The following is a 17,554-nucleotide window of genomic DNA, read 5'->3' as shown; positions in this document are numbered from 1 at the left end:
ATTCTTCCTTTCTCCAATCCAGTCCAGTGCGGATCGAGCAAATCGGAACCGGACTGAATGCGTAGAAAACGACGTGCGGCTTTGGCTCGCTGAAGTCAATGTCTTGGCGAAGGTGCAGGTTCCGTGCCTGCATCGCACGCTGGACTCAAGAATCGTCTGCTCGTTCTTCGCGATTCTGCTTCCACTGGGCAAGGGCATACATCCCCAATCCCATCGCGGCTCCGCCAACGAATGCGATCGACCAGGAAAATTCGCCGTGTTTGAAATAACTGACGGCAAGAGTCGCGACCGACCAGCCCGTGAAACTGGCGACGCCGGCGGTGATGGGCTTGTTCATGTGGGGTTCTCGATGAATCAATGGGGCGATCCGCATCCAAAACGACGCGGACAATCAGGTCGAGGAGGCGACGCCGTTCCGTTAACACGGTGTGTCCCACCGAGCGTCCGGTCCAAGTCGGCAATTGGTGGTTAGAGCCCGTCGTCGACAACTGCTTCGTTTTTTTTGCGGTGCAAGTGCTATCTCACGTGGCGCGAACGCCAAGTGAGATGAATGCATGATGAATTCCACCGGAAACTGGACATTTCGGTTGGGGACGCTGCCCGGTAACCATAGGATACTTGGCATCCCGGCGTTGTGTGTCGGATGGCATGCCAGAGCTTCGCGGACCGACGGCGGGCGATGCGGCATCGGCTTCACGGTCGGTGCCTCGATGGACGAAGTGGTTCGGGCCGGCCAACTCTATTGGGATTCCAGCTTCCTCCAACAAGGTGCTTGATCGATGCCACGTTTTGCTGTGTCCATCCTGTTTGGGTGTGTCGCCCTTGCCGCGTTCGGATTCGCCCAGAGTCCTGATCGTGAGAAGCTTCCGATGCCGTTGACGCCGTTCGAAGGCAAGATCGGAGAAACCTACAAAGAATCGAAAGCGGACTGGCAGGGTCCGGTTGCCGCTCCCGAGGGCGCGCCCAACGTGATCGTGATCCTGCTGGATGACGTCGGGTTCGGCCAGACGTCGACCTTCGGCGGACTGATCCCGACACCGAATCTTGACAAATTGGCATCGGAAGGGCTGAAGTACAACCGTTTCCACACCACGGCCATTTGCGGTCCGTCTCGGGCGGCGTTGCTGACGGGCCGGAATCACCACGAGTGCGGAAACGGTTTTCTGATGGAGTGGGCCACGGGGTTCCCCAACTACTCCACGATGCTTCCCAGGTCGACCGCCACGATCGGTCAGATTCTGAAGGACAACGGCTACAACACCTGGTGGTACGGCAAGAACCACAACACGCCCGACTGGGAAACCACCGTTGCTGGTCCTTTCGACCGTTGGCCGACCGGAATGGGCTTTGAATACTTTTACGGTTTCAATGCCGGCGAGACGCACCAGTACTATCCGGTGATCTTCGAGAACACGACGCCGGTCGAACCGGAGAAAACTCCCGAAGAAGGCTACCACTTCATGACCGATATGACCGACAAGGCCATTGCGCGGATGAAGTTTTCCAAATCGGTTGCACCCAACAAGCCGTTCTTCATGTACTTCGCCCCGGGTGCAATGCACGCCCCGCACCACGTGACCGCGAAGTGGCGGGAGCCCTTCAAAGGAAAGTTCGACATGGGCTGGGAAAAGTACCGGGAGCAGGTTTTTCAAAACCAACTGGACCGGGGCATCATCCCCGAGGGGACCAAGCTCACCGCGCGACCCGACTGGGTGCCGGAGTGGGAAGGTTTGAGCGACGACCAAAAGCGAGTTTACACCGCGTTGTTTGAAAACTTTGCGGGCTATTTTGCGTTCACCGACCACGAGGTGGGGCGACTTCTGGATGCGGTCAAGCAGTTGCCGGATGCCGACAACACGCTGATTCTCTACATCGTCGGCGACAACGGTGCATCGGCCGAGGGCGGCCCGGACGGGACGCTGAACGAGATCAAGAACTTGAACGGTCTGGCGACGGATCTGGACGAAGTGCTGGCGAATCTGGATAAGCTTGGCGGTCCCGAATCGGAGCCCCACTATCCGCTCGGTTGGGCCTGGGCGGGGAACACACCGTTCCAGTGGGTCAAACAAGTCGCCTCGCACTTGGGCGGGACGCGTAATCCGATGGTGGTTTCATGGCCGGCCAAGATCAAACCGGATGCACAGCCGCGCGACGCGTTCCTGCATCTGGTGGATGTCGTGCCCACGATTCTGGAAGCGGCCAACGTTCCGATGCCGGAAGAGGTCAACGGCTTCAAGCAAAAGCCGCTGGCAGGCAAGTCGTTCCTGGCGAGTTTTGACGACCCGGAGTTTAAAGGACGCGACGCGCAGTACTTTGAAGTCTTCAGCAACCGTTCGTTCTACGACAACGGTTGGAAGGCAAATGCCCAGCACACGCGACCCTGGCGCCAAGACATCGCGCCGGGCAACTGGGACCAGGACCGTTGGGAACTCTATCACCTTGAGGAAGACTTTTCGGAGGCCAACGACCTGGCGGCGGAAATGCCCGAAAAACTGGAAGCGTTAAAACGCGAGTTCAAAAAGGCCGCCGAGGAGCACGACATTTATCCGCTGGATGACCGGGGATCAGCGCGACTAGCGATTCCGAAGCCGCCCGTTCCCGGTTCCAACGAAGATTCATCCACCTACACCTACTTTGCCGGCGCCACCCGGATCGCCGAACCGGCCGCGCCGCCCATGAAGAACAACAGTTGGACGTTGACCGCAAAGGTGAACACCGAAGGCGGAAAGGCCGAGGGAGTGATCATGGGATTCGGCGGTGTGGCGGCTGGGATCGTGCTGTACCTGGATCAGGGTGTTCCCGTGTTCGACTACAACTATTTTGAAAAACACACCGTGGTCAAAGGCCAACAGCCCGTTCCCTCGGGAGACGCGACCATCACGGTTCATTTCGATTACGCCGGAGGCGGCGCGGGCAAGGGAGCCACGATCAAGCTGGATGTCAACGGCCAGACGGTCGCGGACGGGCAAATGGATGCGACCGTGGGCGGACGGTTTGGGATCGACACGTTCGGTGTCGGCGAGGACACGGGACAACCGGTCACCGATGCATATCAAGCACCGTTCCCCTTCACCGGCAAGATCGACAACGTGGTCGTGGAAATCAAGTGACTTGCGAGCACGCGCGGGCTTGAAGTCCGAGGTGCCAGGGCGTTTGCGTGTGAGCTCCGCCGGAGATCGTCGCTGACGGGATCTTGAAATGCAGCAAGATTGCGGCGACGATTCAGGTCGGCGGATGGAGTGGAACCACAACCCCAGAGAACCCTATGCATTACGTGACAACGGGACTGGCCGTGATTGCCCTTTTGGCGATCGTGATTTTTGCGGTCCAGAATTTGGCGGGGGTCGAAGTCACTTTTCTGGTCTGGTCGGCGACGATTTCCAAGTGCATCGTCATCATCGGTGCCTACGTCCTAGGCATGATCACCGGATGGGGATTGGTGGGACTGTTCAGGAAGTCGTTGCAGAAATAGCGTGTCGGCGGCACATCGAGGTGCCGCCGCGGGCTCGGGCCAGTCGACCCCGCAGGAATGCGTTTCGCTGAGTCTCAGTCCGCTGTCGGCTGAGTGTTGGTGTGATCCGGTGCGCGCGTCGAGGAGGCCAGCAGGGAGGCCAAGGTCGATGCCAGTGAGCGAAGGGCCGTTTCGTCTTCCAGTGTGATCGTCAATTGCGGTCGATCTTGCGCATCGCGGTCGACGGAATCGGACAATTGGCGCGTCAGGTCATCCACGGTTCGTTCATCGACGGGAGTGTCACCGGGTCCGCCCAACAGATTGCCGGCTAGCGACAACGCGGCGGTGACGAGGTCGCCGGTTGCTTTGGAAACGTTCCTGCGTCGCTCCGCGATGCGTTGTGATTCGGCGGTGACGTTCGCCCGTTTGCTTTCGTCAACGGGGGCCGCAAACTGCGGAAGCTTCATTTTCTCCAGCCGCTTGCGAAGATCGTCCGTGCCACTGGAAACGGCAACGGCGTGAGTTTCACTGTCAAAGTTCAGTGATGCATCGGCGAGTTCCTGCTTGGATGCCAGCGTGTCAAGCAGGCCTTCTTCGATTGTATCGGTTGTGACCAGATTGTAGACGTGCACCGGGTTCTTTTGTCCCATGCGATGGGCCCGGGCGATGCGTTGCTCCAGCACGGCGGGGTTCCAGGGCAGGTCGCAGTTGACGACGACATTGGCGGATTGCAGATTCAACCCCGTGCTTCCCGCGTTGGTCATCAGGATCACGCGGCATTCCGGATCATCTTGAAACGCCGAGACAATCGCCGGACGTTTTTTCTGCGTCACGCTGCCGTCCAGTCGGACATAGTCGCAGCCGATCTGGTCGAGTCGTGATTCGACGCGATCGAGCATTCGCTTCCATTCCGAGAACAGGACAATCTTTCGGCTGGGATCCGCGAGCAGACTTTCCAACAGTTCGCTCAGTCGTTCCAGCTTGCTGCTGTATTCGGGCTCCTGTTGCGTGACCAGATAGGTGCTGTCGCACGCCATTCGAGCGATCGCCAAGGCACGTCGGAGCCGCAGCAAATCCATCTCGGTGAGGAACTTCTTGCCGGTGATTTGAGCGACGATTCTCATTTGTCCGTTGTGGATTTCCAGTTGCTCGTCGGTCGGTGTCACGCGAATAATCTGGTCGATCCGGTTGGGCAATTGTTTCGCGACTTCGCCGCGCGTGCGGCGAAGCAAGATCGGCTTCATCCGCTCACGCAGCAGATCAAGATGCTGGTAGCCGATCGTTTTGCCTTTGTCGTCGACGACACGGTGCCGGTTGAAGAACTTGAAAGCGGAGCCGAGACGGTGTTCGTCCACAAATCGGGTCACCGTGAACAGTTCACCCAGATTGTTTTCCAACGGTGTGCCGGAAAGTACCAATCGGAACGGGCTGCTGATTGAACGGATCATGTTGCTGGTCTTCGACTCCCAGTTCTTGATTCGTTGACCTTCGTCCAGGATGACTAAATCCCAATCCACCGATTCGATCGGTTCCAGGTCGCGGAGCACCTGCTCGTAATTGCAGACGGTGAAGAACGTGTCGCTCTGGTACTGCTCGATCCGCTCCGGGGCGGTTCCCATCACCAATTGGACGCTCCGACCGCTAAATCGTGCGACCTCGTCGCGCCACTGGCTTTTCAGCGATGCCGGGCAAATCACCAACACGCGACGAATGCCTGCCCAACGCGACAGCAACTCTGCCGTTCCGATGCCCTGGATGGTTTTGCCCAGCCCCATGTCGTCGGCGAGGATCGCTCGACCGGAGGCGGTAGCGAATGCGATTCCGTCTAATTGGTAGGGCAGCAATTTGGCGGTCAGCAACTTTTCGCGGAGCGGGTGCCCTTCCGGATCTCGTCGGATCTCTTCGCACTTGTCCGCAAGCTGCTTGCGAATCAGCTCTCGCTGGATGAATTCTTCCGCGTCGGGGAAGATTTGCAGGTCTCGCCCCTTGGCTTCCAGGGCCTCGATGCGCTGCATCACGTCGTGGGCATCCGTCGTCGACTGGTCGACAAGATCGCCGACAATTTCGAGAACCGAAGGGTTCTTCCGCGTTGGCACATTGAAGCGGAGTCCAAAGTCTTGGCCATAGTGCATCCGCAACGAAATGTGTTTTCGAGTGTACGGTTCAGCAAGACGAGCGGCGCTGAATCGCTTTTGAACTTTCTCCGCAACATTCAGAACGTGCTTGCAGGTGCCCAACCCGTTGGTGCGGAAATCAGGACATGAGCAATACGATTGATGTGGCTCAGTCCCCCGCAGGGCGACCCGGTAAGATTTTCCGGTGTTGTGGCTGGTCACCACGTAATCGGCCCAGGGGATCGATGCGTCCATGCTGCGCACACGCATCGGCTCTTCTGCGGCACGTTTGCGACGTTCATCAAGAGCTCGGTCGAACGCCTCTTTCTCCGTGAGGTGTTCAAGCGGGACGGATTCGTCTGGGGGAACCGCCAATCCAAGAACCGATTTGGAATCCAGCAGGTAATCCAGCGTGACGGCCACGTGGTGACAGGGCATGTCGCAGGAGTCACAGTTGGTTTGGATCTGTTTTGCCCGTGCCGACTGCAATGTCAGCGTTACGATCACCGTTCCATCGGCCAACTCCGGAGGAGTGTCAGGCCCATGAAACTTTTCGCCCACGTCTGCGACTTTGGCACGCAGCAGGTCGCCGCCGAGGAAGACGTCGTCCGGGTTGATTTCAGAGAACCGGTCTCCCAGTCGCATCAGTTTTGCGCCATCGTCACCAAGCAATTGGATTGCCTGATGGAAGGTAAGCGATCCGAGTCGCTGATGAAAAACATTCCCTCTCTTTTGACGCGGCGACCGAGGCTTTGAAGAAGGCTTTGACGGGCGTTTTGTGTACGACCCGGAAGTCTGAGAATTCTTGGTCTTGGACGTCATGATCCGTCCCTCCTTGTTCGCTTCGATCGTCGCTGCGGTTGATGAAGGCCCTATTGAAAGGGATTCTCGACTTGCGGGCAATCTTGGTTGAACGCCCCTTATTCGGTCGTCAACGATCCTGTTGACGGCGCCGGCTAGCTGAACAGCGCCACTTTGGGTGAGCCGCGTGGCGCTCGCCGTGGGATTTCTCGCCTCAACCGGCGGCGAGCGTCTTGCCATTCATTGCACCGTAAATCACGGTGTTTTTGATTGACAGTGAGGCTGTCCAGTTCGCTGGACCGCAGGGCTTTGGAGCCGAAAGTCGGTGCATCGCTCGTCAACCGAGCCGCCGTCGCCAAGCGGTGGCAGGGGCCGCGTTTTACGCGTTCTCGCGGAATCTGAGTCGAAACGGATGCGTCGCGCTGCACGGGGCCGACCCCCCGCTAGAATGGCCGTGCTCAACACGACGTGCGCTGCACGCCAGCACGTTGTTCAACCATTTCGACGCTTGATGGCAGGACAACAACGCTAGTCGATGCCTCGGGAAGCGGCAAACACCCGCTGGGCTGGCGCGGCAACCAACTCGCCCCGGGCTACTGAGAGCGATTGTCGCCTCTTGTCCCGCGGAACTGCGACGGGCGCCTACATTCGAGGAACGGAACGCGACAGTGCATCCCACGCCCGAAGCTGTCGGGAAGGTGTGACGCTGCGCACGCCCGTGGCGATGCAGCCCGTTTGCCCGTCATTCACGTCAGGTCCAGCGACATTCGTAGGTGTTTTCCTCTCGGGGTGCCACCAGCATCCAGCCGAAGAGAGAACCGTCCGCCATTTGGAACTCGTACGTCGGAGAAATCGATTCCACGTTGACCGGCGCCTTGGAGTCGTAACCGATCAGTTTGAAACTTCGATAGGGTCTGCCCTCGGGAAGAAATACCCACATCGAAGCCACATCGGTTGGGGCGAAGATTGGAAACAGGATTCGATTGAGGGGCTCGACGCGTCCCTGAATTCCAGTGTCGGTGACTTCGAATCCAATGTCAAAATCCTGTCCTTCGGGTACCGACGAGAGGTCAAACTCTATTTCGTAAATGAACCCTTTCTGCCCCATTTCATTGACCGCGGGTGTGAATCGCAGGACTGGTTTTAGTTCCGGAGCGTTGCACCGGACAAAAGCCTGGCTGCTCAAGGTAAACTGTCGCAGACGAAATCTGTTGAAGTCTTGGACCGCGTCTTCGCTCGCGGTCTCTGGGGGCAGTGCGATTCTGCGAACCTGCATCCGACGATACACCACGGTTCGTTGCGGCATGTCCGAAGCGTCCGATTCCCACGCACGCATGTCGAAAACACGGGGGTCGGTGATCATCCGGAAGCCTTCGACGTCCACCGGTTTAAGTTCTTTCACCTCCTCCGCGACCAACGGAGTCCATTCGCCGGGAGTCGATCGCTGGCGGGCAAGTTGCAGCACATGCTGGAAATCAGGATTGCTGAAGGTGATCGCGTCGACAATCATCTCGGAACGGTGCGCCCTTTGGTACGCCTTGTAGGCCAGAATCGGGCCTCCGATCAGGATTGCCAGCACCAGGGGCAGATACAGGTAGGACGGCCAATCGCGAAACGAGAAGAGATGCGAAAATAGTTGGCGCTGGGCGGAATCGTGGAGACTCCGCGCCTGCCGTGTGACGGGGCTGGTTGCGTTGCTTGCTTTTACGGTTTCCGCGGAACGGATTTGCGTCGGATCCCACGGAGGACCTTCAGGCCCGCTGGTTCCAAAGACATCGGGGCGACTGCGGCAGACGCTCCGCATCACGCCGTAGCCGTGTCGGACCAGCCCGCTGATTTCCAGTTCGCTGAAACGATCCAGGTCGGTGCGAATGTCCGCGACCTGGCTCTGGATCTCCGGATGCAGGGCCGTCGGATCCTCGGCCAGGCTGACCGTTTCGGAAATCGGCGCGAACAGAAAGTCCGGCTCGGCATGGAACGTGTCACATTCCAATTCCCAGACACGATCCATCAGAATATCGCTGGCCCGAAGCGCGACACCGACCAGGCCGCCCGCTTTGGTTCGTCGTGTGACCGCGAGCTGGCGACCGGCGTCACTGACGATGACCGCATCGAAGTGATTGCGAGTTGCGTGAAAGAGTTGTCCCTGACCGGCTGAGGCAAACGCGGCCTGCATCAGCGAACGGTTCAGCCACAGGTGGTCTCCGAACTCCAGTTCACGGTCACGCTTGGCAAATCGCAGCAAGTCCGCGACTTGATCGTCGTCCACGTTGAGATCCGCGAATGCCGGATCGTTGTACAACTGTTTGTCGACGATGATGCTCCAGAGCCGTTCGGGCAGTTTGTCCGCAAACGTTTGGTGATCAGCGGCGGCGTCCTGGTGGACGTCGCATCGGGCCAAGCTGGCGAGACGTGCGAGGGCGTCAGGTCTCGATGCCCCTGCACCGGCAAGAGTCTTCGCGGCAGCTTGCAAGTCGACAAAATCGTGAGCACACAACGGCGTGTCGTGCCCGATCCAAGAGTTTTGGATGTGCCGAAACATCCGCACGCCCAGGTTGTCATACACGCCGCCATCAGTGAACAAGTGCGGCGGAAACTTGCCTTCGGCAAATCCGACATCGTTGGCGGTAATCGGTAGCGGCGGGAAGAAGCCTGGAAACGCCGACGACGCCGCGACGGCCATCGGCACGGTCGCCATCCTCGTCGGCAACAATTCAAATTGGCCTCCGTGTCCCGGTTGTCGCTTTTCAACCAGCAGTCCTCGTCGGGTGAACGAGCAAAGTCGGCCTTCGTTGATGTTGGTCGCCAGCATGTGAAGTTGCGGCAACGCGGGCAACTCGTACAAGCATTTGTCTCCGAAGAGATGTTTCTCGTACTCCTTCTCCAGCAGGCCTGGCCTGCTCCACTGTCGTTTACGGCCTTGGCCGGTCACCTGCCGGACACCGTTTCCGACCAGGGCTAGCGGAAATCGTCGCACGATCCGGTTGCGGACGTCCGTTCGTATGAAATCGAGCAATTCTTCGGCCGCTTCATCGAACTGTTCCTCCGAACCGGTGTAGCGGTCCCAATTCAAGACGAAGTGCGCCGCGGCGATGCTGCCGCCCGAGACGGACGTCAGGTGGCTGACGCGTGAAAGCTGGTTCGCGTCGCGGAGATAGCGGATGATGCCCAGGTGGAACAGCGTGGCGCGGAAACCGCCCCCGGAAAGTGCCAGACCGATAGTACTCATTGATTTCCCGCGTGCTCTAGCGTTCGCATGACGTGCTTTCTTGGCGATCGACCTCCCCCTGCACAGTTTAGGTCGATATTAGGCATGTTCATCCATTATGGTCGCCCGGACCGCGAGATGGCCTTCCGTTAGCTGCGGCGACGCTGGTGAACGGATTGGGAATCGCGACGGGGCCTCCGCCTCTCATCGCCTGATCTTCTGGTGCCGGGACCGCCGTCGAGGGTGGGGGGCCGGACCGGGAGTTCGGGAGACGTCACTGGCAACCGGACGGCCGGAGCGGAGAAGTCAGTCAGCCGGTTGAGCCGCTTTTCGGGCTTCCGCCCAAATTGCCTCGGCCGACTTGCCATAGCGAAGTTGCCAATAGTTCTCCCGGTAGCGGCCGTGACGACAGTCGGCGTTGATTTGCCGGATCGCATCGGGATCCATGTTCTGGACGATGTAATCCAGAAACGTTGCCGACGGAAAGTAGGCGTCGTCAAAATCGGCACGCTCCCAATTGATCCGCCGACGGTTTTCCGGTGGTTCGAACTGGTACCAACGGATGTGATCGGCGATCCCTTCGACCAACCAGCCCGGAGGACGTCGGTCACCGGCAAGCCCGTATTGCTGGACGACGTGAACCAATTCGTGGACGACGCTTCCGGTCGCCTCCGTTTCCAGGTTGGCCTGGTACCAGTCACCGGCGCAGTAAATGTTCTGCCCACTCGTGTAAGCCACGCCGCGCATTCCATCGCGAAAGACGATGCGGAAGTCTGTCGGCGGAGCGAAACCCTTGCTGGGCAGCGAAGAAACAATTCGTGGATACCACTTCTGGCAAGCGGGCATCAGCGTTGTCTGGACCCAGGGGCGAAGCGCCGGCACCTCCGTGGTGTCAAAGTGAATGGTGAATTGTTCATTGATCACCAAGTGATCGATGCATTTCTCGGGAGCATTCTGCGGAGCGGCCGGGTGGGTCTGACCATCAACGAAATCAATTTCGGAAAAGAACGTTTGGCAAAATCGCTTTCCGGCATCCGTCGGTTTGATCGCCAGCAACACGTACTGCGTGGTCGCGATGACACCTCCATCCGACGACGTGACGGAAGCACCCACCTGCGTCGCAGACGCATCCTCAGTTCGGGAGTCGACCACCGTGATGCTTTCCCAGCGGGAATCGAGGGTGGACGCTGCCGAGGTTTCTCTCGCTTCGGAGGGTTTCAAGTCACCGGTCGGGATAAAGATCTCGTACCGTTGGTCGGCTCGCGAATCGGTGTGCCACGAGTAACTATTGATCTGCCGCAGTTCGATGGGTTTGCCAAAATCGAAAAGCAGTCGGCCCGGTGCGTTGCCGGCCAGGAAGAAATTGGCATCGGGTTGGTCTTGGTGCGATGGCAATGCGCCGTCTTGCAGCACAAAAGCTCGACCGCCATTTCGATCCTGCATTCCACGCACCAGCATCGGTGTCGCCAAATTGCCGGCGTCGGTTGCGGATGGGGCGGGGACTCGCGAAAAAGTAAATGCAGGCGAAGCTTCCGCAGGTGTCCGGCGCTCGACTTGGACATTAGTTTCCGCGATCGCCTTCGAGTCGCCCGCGGCTGGCAATGCGACCAAGTACATTGCCGCGGCGAATGCTACGCGTCGTGCCCAAATGCCTTCCGTCGGCATCAATCTGGAAGGCGTGTTCGTTTCTGATTCTCGCGATGTGCCGGGCATGTTGTGATTTGAGTCGTGTTTGGATTGCGTTTCAGGACGCGTGGTCATTCGGTCGTTCAACCCAACCGGTCGGCCAGGCGACCGTTGCGAACGCCAAGGTTTCACGGTGACTCGGGTGATGATTGTCCGCCGGAAAGCTGCTGCCCCAGAAACGTCGTCATGGTTTCGCCCGCCCGATCGTAGTATTGGCTCAAGTTGTGGGATGTCGATTCAAGCGTGACCACTTGATGCGAGATTCCGATCGAGTCGAGTGTTTTCTTTAGCGGCGCGAATCCTTCGGGGTGGTCTTGATCTCCGTTGACGGTCAACAGGGCGAAGTGATTCTGTTTCAGCGTTTCGGCGGCGGCGATCGCCGCGGGAAGGAGCGGGCTGTCTTCACCGCTGCCGCGGCGGGACAGTGCGCCTCCCAAACTTCCCGCGGCGCAGAACAGGTTCGGATGGGAAATCGATAGATGCACGGCACCCGCTCCGCCCATGGAAAACCCCGCGACGGCTCGCCCGGTCGCATCCGCTTTCGTGCGAAACTCCTTGTCGATCAGCGGGATCAATTCATCAATGATCATCGCTTCCACCGGGCCGCGGTATCCGCTGAGCCCGCCGTTGGGAAACACGCAGATCGCTTGTGGAAACTTTCCACGACGGATCGCGGACGCGACGAGTGACGAGAACCCGCCGGAATCGGATGCCTCGGTTCCGCCGGCACCGTGCAGAAAATAGACGACGGGGTAGCGAGCTTCTTGCGATTGTTCGTAGCCCGCGGGGACCCACACGGCGTATCCGACGTCGTGACCGAGCGACTCGCTGGCGAGCACTTTGTGTTGCAGTCCCGGGACCTTCGCAATCTCGGGATCGACCCACTGGATCTGACGCTCGGGTCGCCGTGGGCCATCGGCACGCTCAGGGCGCTCGGGAGGCTGCGCCGACGCGTCGATGGCGAGCGTCAAGACAACAACACCTATGGCAAAAGCCAAAATCTGACGCATGATGCAATCCGGGGATGAGTGGTAGGTAGGCAGTTGGTCGGCGGACGGCGATCGATTTAGGTGGGACCGGCGCACCCGGCGTGCGCACCTCGCGGCGGCTAGGCGGTACGCTGCAGTTGGTCTCGCAGCACATCCATCGTTTCGGCTTGTCGCTGCTGCACGCGACGGCGAGCGGCTTCGGCCTTCGCCTTCGCCGCGGCGGGATCCTGGGCAATTTGAAGCACGGTCGGAACGACTTCCTGCACTTCCTCCGGAACGTCCAGGTTGAACAGCCAGTCGTCCAGGCCGATATCTTCCCACATGTAGCCTTTCGACGTTTGTTCCTCCCAACGACAGACGACCGCTGGAACACCGTGACCGATGCACATGATCGGGGAATGCATTTCGTTACCGAATAAGCCGGCGCTGCGGACGTAGGTGCTGATGGCTTCGCCGGTCAGCCAATAGTTCGGACGCCAGACGACGCGTTGCTTGACAGCTTCGGGAAGCGGGTCGAACAGCAGTTCCTTGCCGACTTTCATCTGCGTTTGATCCTCGGGGCAGACCAAGACTTTCATCTCGGTGGTCTTGACGATCTGGATAATGGCCCGGCGGAGCGGGGCGTGGTCGTGCTCCTTCATCTGTTCGTTGCGAGCATGCTTGACCGGATCGAAGGGGCGGTCTTTGATGGTCCAGTAGGGCGTGTACCGAAGTCGTGGGATGCAACACAGGAACTGGCCTTCGACCAGCTGATGACTCCGCAGGAATTCAGTGGCTTTAGCATCATCGCGAAGATCGCAGCCGAACGCTCCGTCGGGACCGAACGCCATGACCGGCGCCGAGCAGCCTTTGCGTTTCGCCAACGCCAACGAATGAGAGTCACGGAAGAAAACGAACTCGGCGGCACTCAAGATGCGGATCGTTTCCGCCATCGCTTCGTCACTTGTCGGTTCCGTGGACGACGACTTTTTGGGTGGCAGCGTGATGCCGTAGATGCCGAAAGGCTTTTGCGTTTCGCGGTGCCAGCGTTCGACGTCACGCTGCGCCACCAGAGACGCACCCGATCCGTGCAACAAGAAGTCACAGGATTCGAACGCCGTTTTCAGTTCGCCCGGCTCTTTCGCAATCGTCAGCTTCGGAAATCGCGTCAACAACAATTCTTCCACACCGTTGTCAACCTTGCTGGGCCACAGGGTGACTTCAACGTCGGGCAAATGTTCTTCCAGAATTCGCAGCACGCCGGGCGTATGGGCGATGTCGCCGATATTGACGGTTTGCCACGAGGATCGCAGCAAGATCCGCTTCCGCTGGTCGGTGCCCGCGTTCAAATCGCTGCCGAACGCGGCGGCCAGCCCCGAAAGCAGCAAGGCTTCGCGGCGATTCAAGGGGGACGCGTTCACTGGTTCTCGCTCCGAGTCTTGGGAGTTGGGTGATTTCGCGGTTGTCTTTCGGTCGGCACTGGACGCCGAAACCAGCGCGACAGTGTAGCCGAACACGGTTTGCGGGGTGCATGACGCTTCAATGGAGAGACGAAGCGATGGATCGGGCGCGTTTCGATGTCGTCTCCCGTCCGGGGGAACTGATTTCCGCTAGTGAGCGGTTGCGTCGGAGGCCGGCGTTGTTGGTTGGTGAATCGAACGGCCGGGTCGCGCTCGGCTGGGAAGCTGCCGTTGTGCGAACGGTTCGATCTGAGACGCTATTGATCGGACGACGTCGTTATGCCGCGCGATAGCGACCGTACCCTTCTCCTTCTGGAAGAGTGGCGAGACAATGCCGGAATGAGTCAGAAGCATGTCGTCGTCGTTGGGGGTGGATTCGCCGGATTGCAGGCCGCCCGTCGGTTGGGCAAGCAGAAAGAGGTGCGCGTGACACTGATCGATCGCCGCAATCATCACCTGTTTCAACCCTTGCTGTACCAGGTCGCGATGGCTGGACTCAGTCCGGCGGATATTGCGGGGCCGATCCGCAACATGCTGTCAAAGTACCGTTCGATTCGCGTTGTCTGCGGCGAAGTGACATCGGTCGATTGTGATCGACAGACGGTGACCACCAGCTACGGCGAGGAAAGCTACGACTACCTGTTGCTTGCCTGCGGCGCGATCCATGGCTATTTCGGGAACGAGAACTGGGAGCCGTACGCACCCGGTTTGAAGACGATCGAGCAGGCGACCGAGATTCGCCGCCGCGTCTTGAACTCATTCGAGCTGGCAGAGCTTTCCGATGACCCCGATGTCCGTAAACGAGAGTTGACGTTCGTCATCGTCGGTGGCGGACCGACCGGAGTGGAGTTGGCCGGTGCAATTGGTGAAATGAGCCGTTTCACCTTGGCCCAGGATTTTCGCAACATCGATGCTTCCTCGGCACGCGTGATCCTGATCGAGGCCGGGCCACGCATCCTGCCGATGTTTGACGCGTCCCTGTCGACCAAGGCGATGCGATTTCTGGAACAGCTTGGCGTCCAGATTTGGACCTCCTGCCGGGTCACGAAGATCGATCAGGCTGGAGTCCAACTGGGCGAAGAACGCATCGGCGCAGCGACGGTGCTGTGGGCCGCCGGTGTCAAAGCGTCCGGTCTGGGATCGAAGTCGAATCTTCCGTGCGATCGCGCCGGCCGCATCATTGTTCAGGAAGACCTTTCCGTCGAAGGGTATCCCAACGTCTTTGTCGCAGGCGACCAGTGCGCCTTTGTCGACCCGAAGACCAATCGTCAACTGCCGGGACAGGCTCCCGTCGCCGTGCAGGAGGGCCGGTTCGTGGCCAAGATGATCGCCAACGACTTGGCGGGTCAGCCGAGGGAGCCGTTTTCGTTTCGCGACAAGGGTCAGATGGCAACGATCGGTCGCAGCCGCGCAATCGTCGAAATTGGGTCGTTCCGATTTGCGGGGTTCTTCGCGTGGATTGTCTGGTTGGTCGTCCACATCTTTTTCTTGACCGGATTTCGCAATCGTCTGTTTGTCGTGCTCAGTTGGGCCTGGTCCTTCCTGACTTTCCGCCGTGGTGCCCGGCTGATCGTGCAGAAAGAATGGCAGTCGTATCCGGCCGACGTCGATTGAAATCCTCGATGGGTCCCGCTGTCACTGTCCCCCGTGGAACTTCCATCGGCGCCTTGAAGTGGCGGTGGTTCAACCGGCGAGGAAAAGTGAAGCGAGCAAGAAGACCAGCAGTCCGATTGGGTACACGAAGCCCACATTGGCCATGTTCGAACCGGTCAGGTTGTCCAGAGCTTCCTGCGTGTCGTGGAGCTCGTGTTGCCGACCCTCGCGGCGCGAGGCGGCATAGACGGCAAAGAAGCTGACCATTTCGGGGATGCTGGTCACGACGCCCAGGATCCAACCCGCGATCGCGGGTCGCACGCCCATCTGTTCCACGACCTCGGCCGTGGCGTTGCCCAAAAACGTGCCGGCGATTGCAATCGCAATCAGTGCCGAAAGGCCCAGGATCAGCCCCAGGGGAAGGTTGCCCACGGCTTCCATGGATTTTGAATCGGATTGCGATCGATTGACGCGCCGGTCAACCACCTGATAAATGGCAAAGAACAGGAGCAGCAGCGGAACAAGGTACCACTGCATGTCCATGTCCCAGCGCATCAGGACAATGGGGACGAAGACCGCGAGTGCGGCGAATGTCACCTCGTCAATGAAACGTTTGTTGAACAGTTCTGAGAACTGCCCGTGAAAAGACGCCGCGAACATCATCAATGCGGCGTTGATGATGTTGGAGCTGGCAATGTTCCAAAGACCGGCCGTCCACACGCCGGCCAGGCCCGCCGAAACCAGGCACACCAGTTCGGGCACGGACGTGGCGTAACCGGTCAATTGGCCGCGCAGTTTTGCATCCCACTTCATCGCGTTTGCGATGTTGTCGATTCCCCGGAGCAGGCCGAACTTCACCAGCAAAATGATCGTTGCAGCCGACGCGATCATGATCAAAGCTGACATTCCTTTTCCTCCCGGTCCCTGATCCGGCACAAGGTTGTTTCATCTCCCCGCTTGTCGGGGCGTTGAAACGCGTTTGTCTCACTCGCTGCAACGGATGCTGGTAAATTAACGCACTCGGCGACGTTGGGGGAGACGACCGATCGAACGGGAAACGCCTGCCCATGGACCGGAGAATCATTGGCGGGCGGGTTGGTTGCGGGAAACCGGTCACCGTTGCTGCGAATCTGCCACACCGCGGTGGGTTTTTGAAGGCGCGGATTGCCCGCGGTCGACGGACACGGCTTCAGGAGAACATTGGATGCGAGCGGTCGAGATTACCAAGCCCGGCGGACCGGAGGTGCTGCAATTGTGTGAACGCCCGGTGCCGGTGGCCGGTGCGGGCCAGGTTGTTCTGCGTGTTGCCTACGCGGGAGTGAATCGACCTGACGCGATGCAGCGAGCCGGAAACTATGCTCCGCCGCCCACGGCGAGCGACCTGCCGGGGCTGGAAGCTTCGGGCGAAATCGTGCAGGTCGGCGAGGGCGTTGACGGCTGGAATCCGGGAGATCGCGTTTGCGCGCTTCTGCCCGGTGGCGGGTATGCCGACTACGCGGTCACGAGTGCCGGACATTGCTTGCCGATTCCCCGCACAATGGATCTTCGGTCGGCGGCATGTTTGCCCGAAACCTTTTTCACCGTCTGGTCAAATGTTTTCATGCGGGGATCGCTCCAGCCGGGAGAACGTTTCTTGGTCCACGGCGGCGCCGGAGGGATCGGGACGACCGCCATCCAATTGGCGAAGGCGTTCGGTAGCACGGTATTCGCCACCGCGGGATCCGATCAGAAGTGCCAGGTTTGCTTGAAACTCGGGGCGGACCACGCCATCAACTATCGTCAAAGCGATTTTGTGTCGGTCGTGAAGGCGTCCGGTGGCGCCGACGTGATTTTGGACATGGTCGGTGGCGATTATTTTCAACGCAACCTCAATGCGCTGGCAGAGGACGGCCGGCTGGTGCAAATCGCTTTCCTCAAAGGTGCGAAGGCCGACGTCAATTTTTCCCGACTTCTGTTTCGGCGTCTGACCATCACCGGAAGCACGCTCCGCCCGCAGTCGGACGATGCGAAATCGCAGATTGCCGAGGGGCTTTTACGACGGGTATGGCCGATGCTGGACGCCGGCAGGATTGCACCGGTCTTGGACCAGGAGTTCGAATTGGAACAGGCGGTCCGGGCGCACCAGAGGATCGAGAGCAATGAACACATCGGGAAGATTGTTTTGAAGGTGCACGGCGACGTGCCGTCGTGAGGCGACGCGTTCGACGAGGCGGTCGCTTTTTCCACTCAACGTTTTGTTCGTCAAGTTCGGTCGTCCAGTTTCCTCGTTGTCA

12 protein-coding genes are annotated in these 17,554 nt (G+C 59.3%); 5 read left to right on the top strand and 7 right to left on the bottom strand.

Annotation, left to right across the window (positions count from 1 at the left end):
- Positions 1 to 145: 145 nt before the first annotated feature.
- Complete coding sequence (locus FYK55_RS15160; protein WP_150077286.1) at positions 146 to 337, bottom strand: hypothetical protein; 192 nt, start codon at positions 335 to 337, stop codon at positions 146 to 148.
- 217 nt (positions 338 to 554) lie between these two features.
- Here FYK55_RS15160 and FYK55_RS15155 point away from each other — a divergent pair, with 217 nt between their 5' ends.
- The 3 genes from FYK55_RS15155 (at position 555) to FYK55_RS15145 (ending at position 3,472) form a co-directional block, all read left to right on the top strand.
- Positions 555 to 776, top strand: coding sequence for a hypothetical protein (locus FYK55_RS15155; protein ID WP_150077285.1), 222 nt, complete (start codon positions 555 to 557; stop codon positions 774 to 776).
- A 3-nt stretch (positions 777 to 779) separates the two neighbouring features.
- Positions 780 to 3,110, top strand: a complete 2,331-nt coding sequence (locus tag FYK55_RS15150; RefSeq protein WP_150077284.1) for an arylsulfatase — start codon at positions 780 to 782, stop codon at positions 3,108 to 3,110.
- Between the two features lie 155 nt (positions 3,111 to 3,265).
- Positions 3,266 to 3,472 carry a DUF1049 domain-containing protein gene (locus FYK55_RS15145; RefSeq protein WP_150077283.1) on the top strand — a complete coding sequence of 69 codons (207 nt, stop codon included), beginning with the start codon at positions 3,266 to 3,268 and terminating at the stop codon, positions 3,470 to 3,472.
- Between the two features lie 74 nt (positions 3,473 to 3,546).
- On the opposite strand, the gene FYK55_RS15140 is transcribed toward FYK55_RS15145, so the two are convergent.
- The 5 genes from FYK55_RS15140 to FYK55_RS15120 form a co-directional block, all read right to left on the bottom strand.
- Positions 3,547 to 6,210 (bottom strand): DEAD/DEAH box helicase, encoded by a 2,664-nt coding sequence (locus FYK55_RS15140; protein WP_235908713.1) that lies wholly within the window; start codon positions 6,208 to 6,210, stop codon positions 3,547 to 3,549.
- 907 nt (positions 6,211 to 7,117) lie between these two features.
- The gene (locus FYK55_RS15135) at positions 7,118 to 9,595 is read right to left on the bottom strand and encodes a patatin-like phospholipase family protein (RefSeq protein ID WP_150077281.1); all 2,478 of its coding nucleotides are present in this window, start codon (positions 9,593 to 9,595) and stop codon (positions 7,118 to 7,120) included.
- 285 nt (positions 9,596 to 9,880) lie between these two features.
- Positions 9,881 to 11,335 carry a basic secretory protein-like protein gene (locus FYK55_RS15130; protein ID WP_150077280.1) on the bottom strand — a complete coding sequence of 485 codons (1,455 nt, stop codon included), beginning with the start codon at positions 11,333 to 11,335 and terminating at the stop codon, positions 9,881 to 9,883.
- Between the two features lie 53 nt (positions 11,336 to 11,388).
- On the bottom strand, positions 11,389 to 12,270 hold the full coding sequence (locus FYK55_RS15125) for an alpha/beta hydrolase (protein ID WP_150077279.1): 882 nt from the start codon (positions 12,268 to 12,270) through the stop codon (positions 11,389 to 11,391).
- Positions 12,271 to 12,368: 98 nt separating this feature from the next.
- On the bottom strand, positions 12,369 to 13,649 hold the full coding sequence (locus FYK55_RS15120) for a polysaccharide pyruvyl transferase family protein (RefSeq protein ID WP_150077278.1): 1,281 nt from the start codon (positions 13,647 to 13,649) through the stop codon (positions 12,369 to 12,371).
- A 378-nt stretch (positions 13,650 to 14,027) separates the two neighbouring features.
- On the opposite strand from FYK55_RS15120, the gene FYK55_RS15115 reads away from it, so the two are divergent.
- A complete protein-coding gene (locus FYK55_RS15115; RefSeq protein WP_150077277.1) occupies positions 14,028 to 15,302 on the top strand; it encodes an NAD(P)/FAD-dependent oxidoreductase in 1,275 nt (424 codons plus the stop codon).
- Between the two features lie 69 nt (positions 15,303 to 15,371).
- Here FYK55_RS15115 and FYK55_RS15110 read toward each other — a convergent pair whose 3' ends face one another.
- A complete protein-coding gene (locus FYK55_RS15110; RefSeq protein WP_150077276.1) occupies positions 15,372 to 16,187 on the bottom strand; it encodes a hypothetical protein in 816 nt (271 codons plus the stop codon).
- Between the two features lie 298 nt (positions 16,188 to 16,485).
- Here FYK55_RS15110 and FYK55_RS15105 point away from each other — a divergent pair, with 298 nt between their 5' ends.
- Positions 16,486 to 17,472, top strand: coding sequence for an NAD(P)H-quinone oxidoreductase (locus FYK55_RS15105; RefSeq protein ID WP_150077275.1), 987 nt, complete (start codon positions 16,486 to 16,488; stop codon positions 17,470 to 17,472).
- Positions 17,473 to 17,554 lie beyond the last annotated feature (82 nt).

This window comes from Roseiconus nitratireducens (genome assembly GCF_008629675.1).
Taxonomy (GTDB): domain Bacteria; phylum Planctomycetota; class Planctomycetia; order Pirellulales; family Pirellulaceae; genus Stieleria; species Stieleria nitratireducens.
This window is presented reverse-complemented; position numbering and strand designations above follow the sequence as displayed.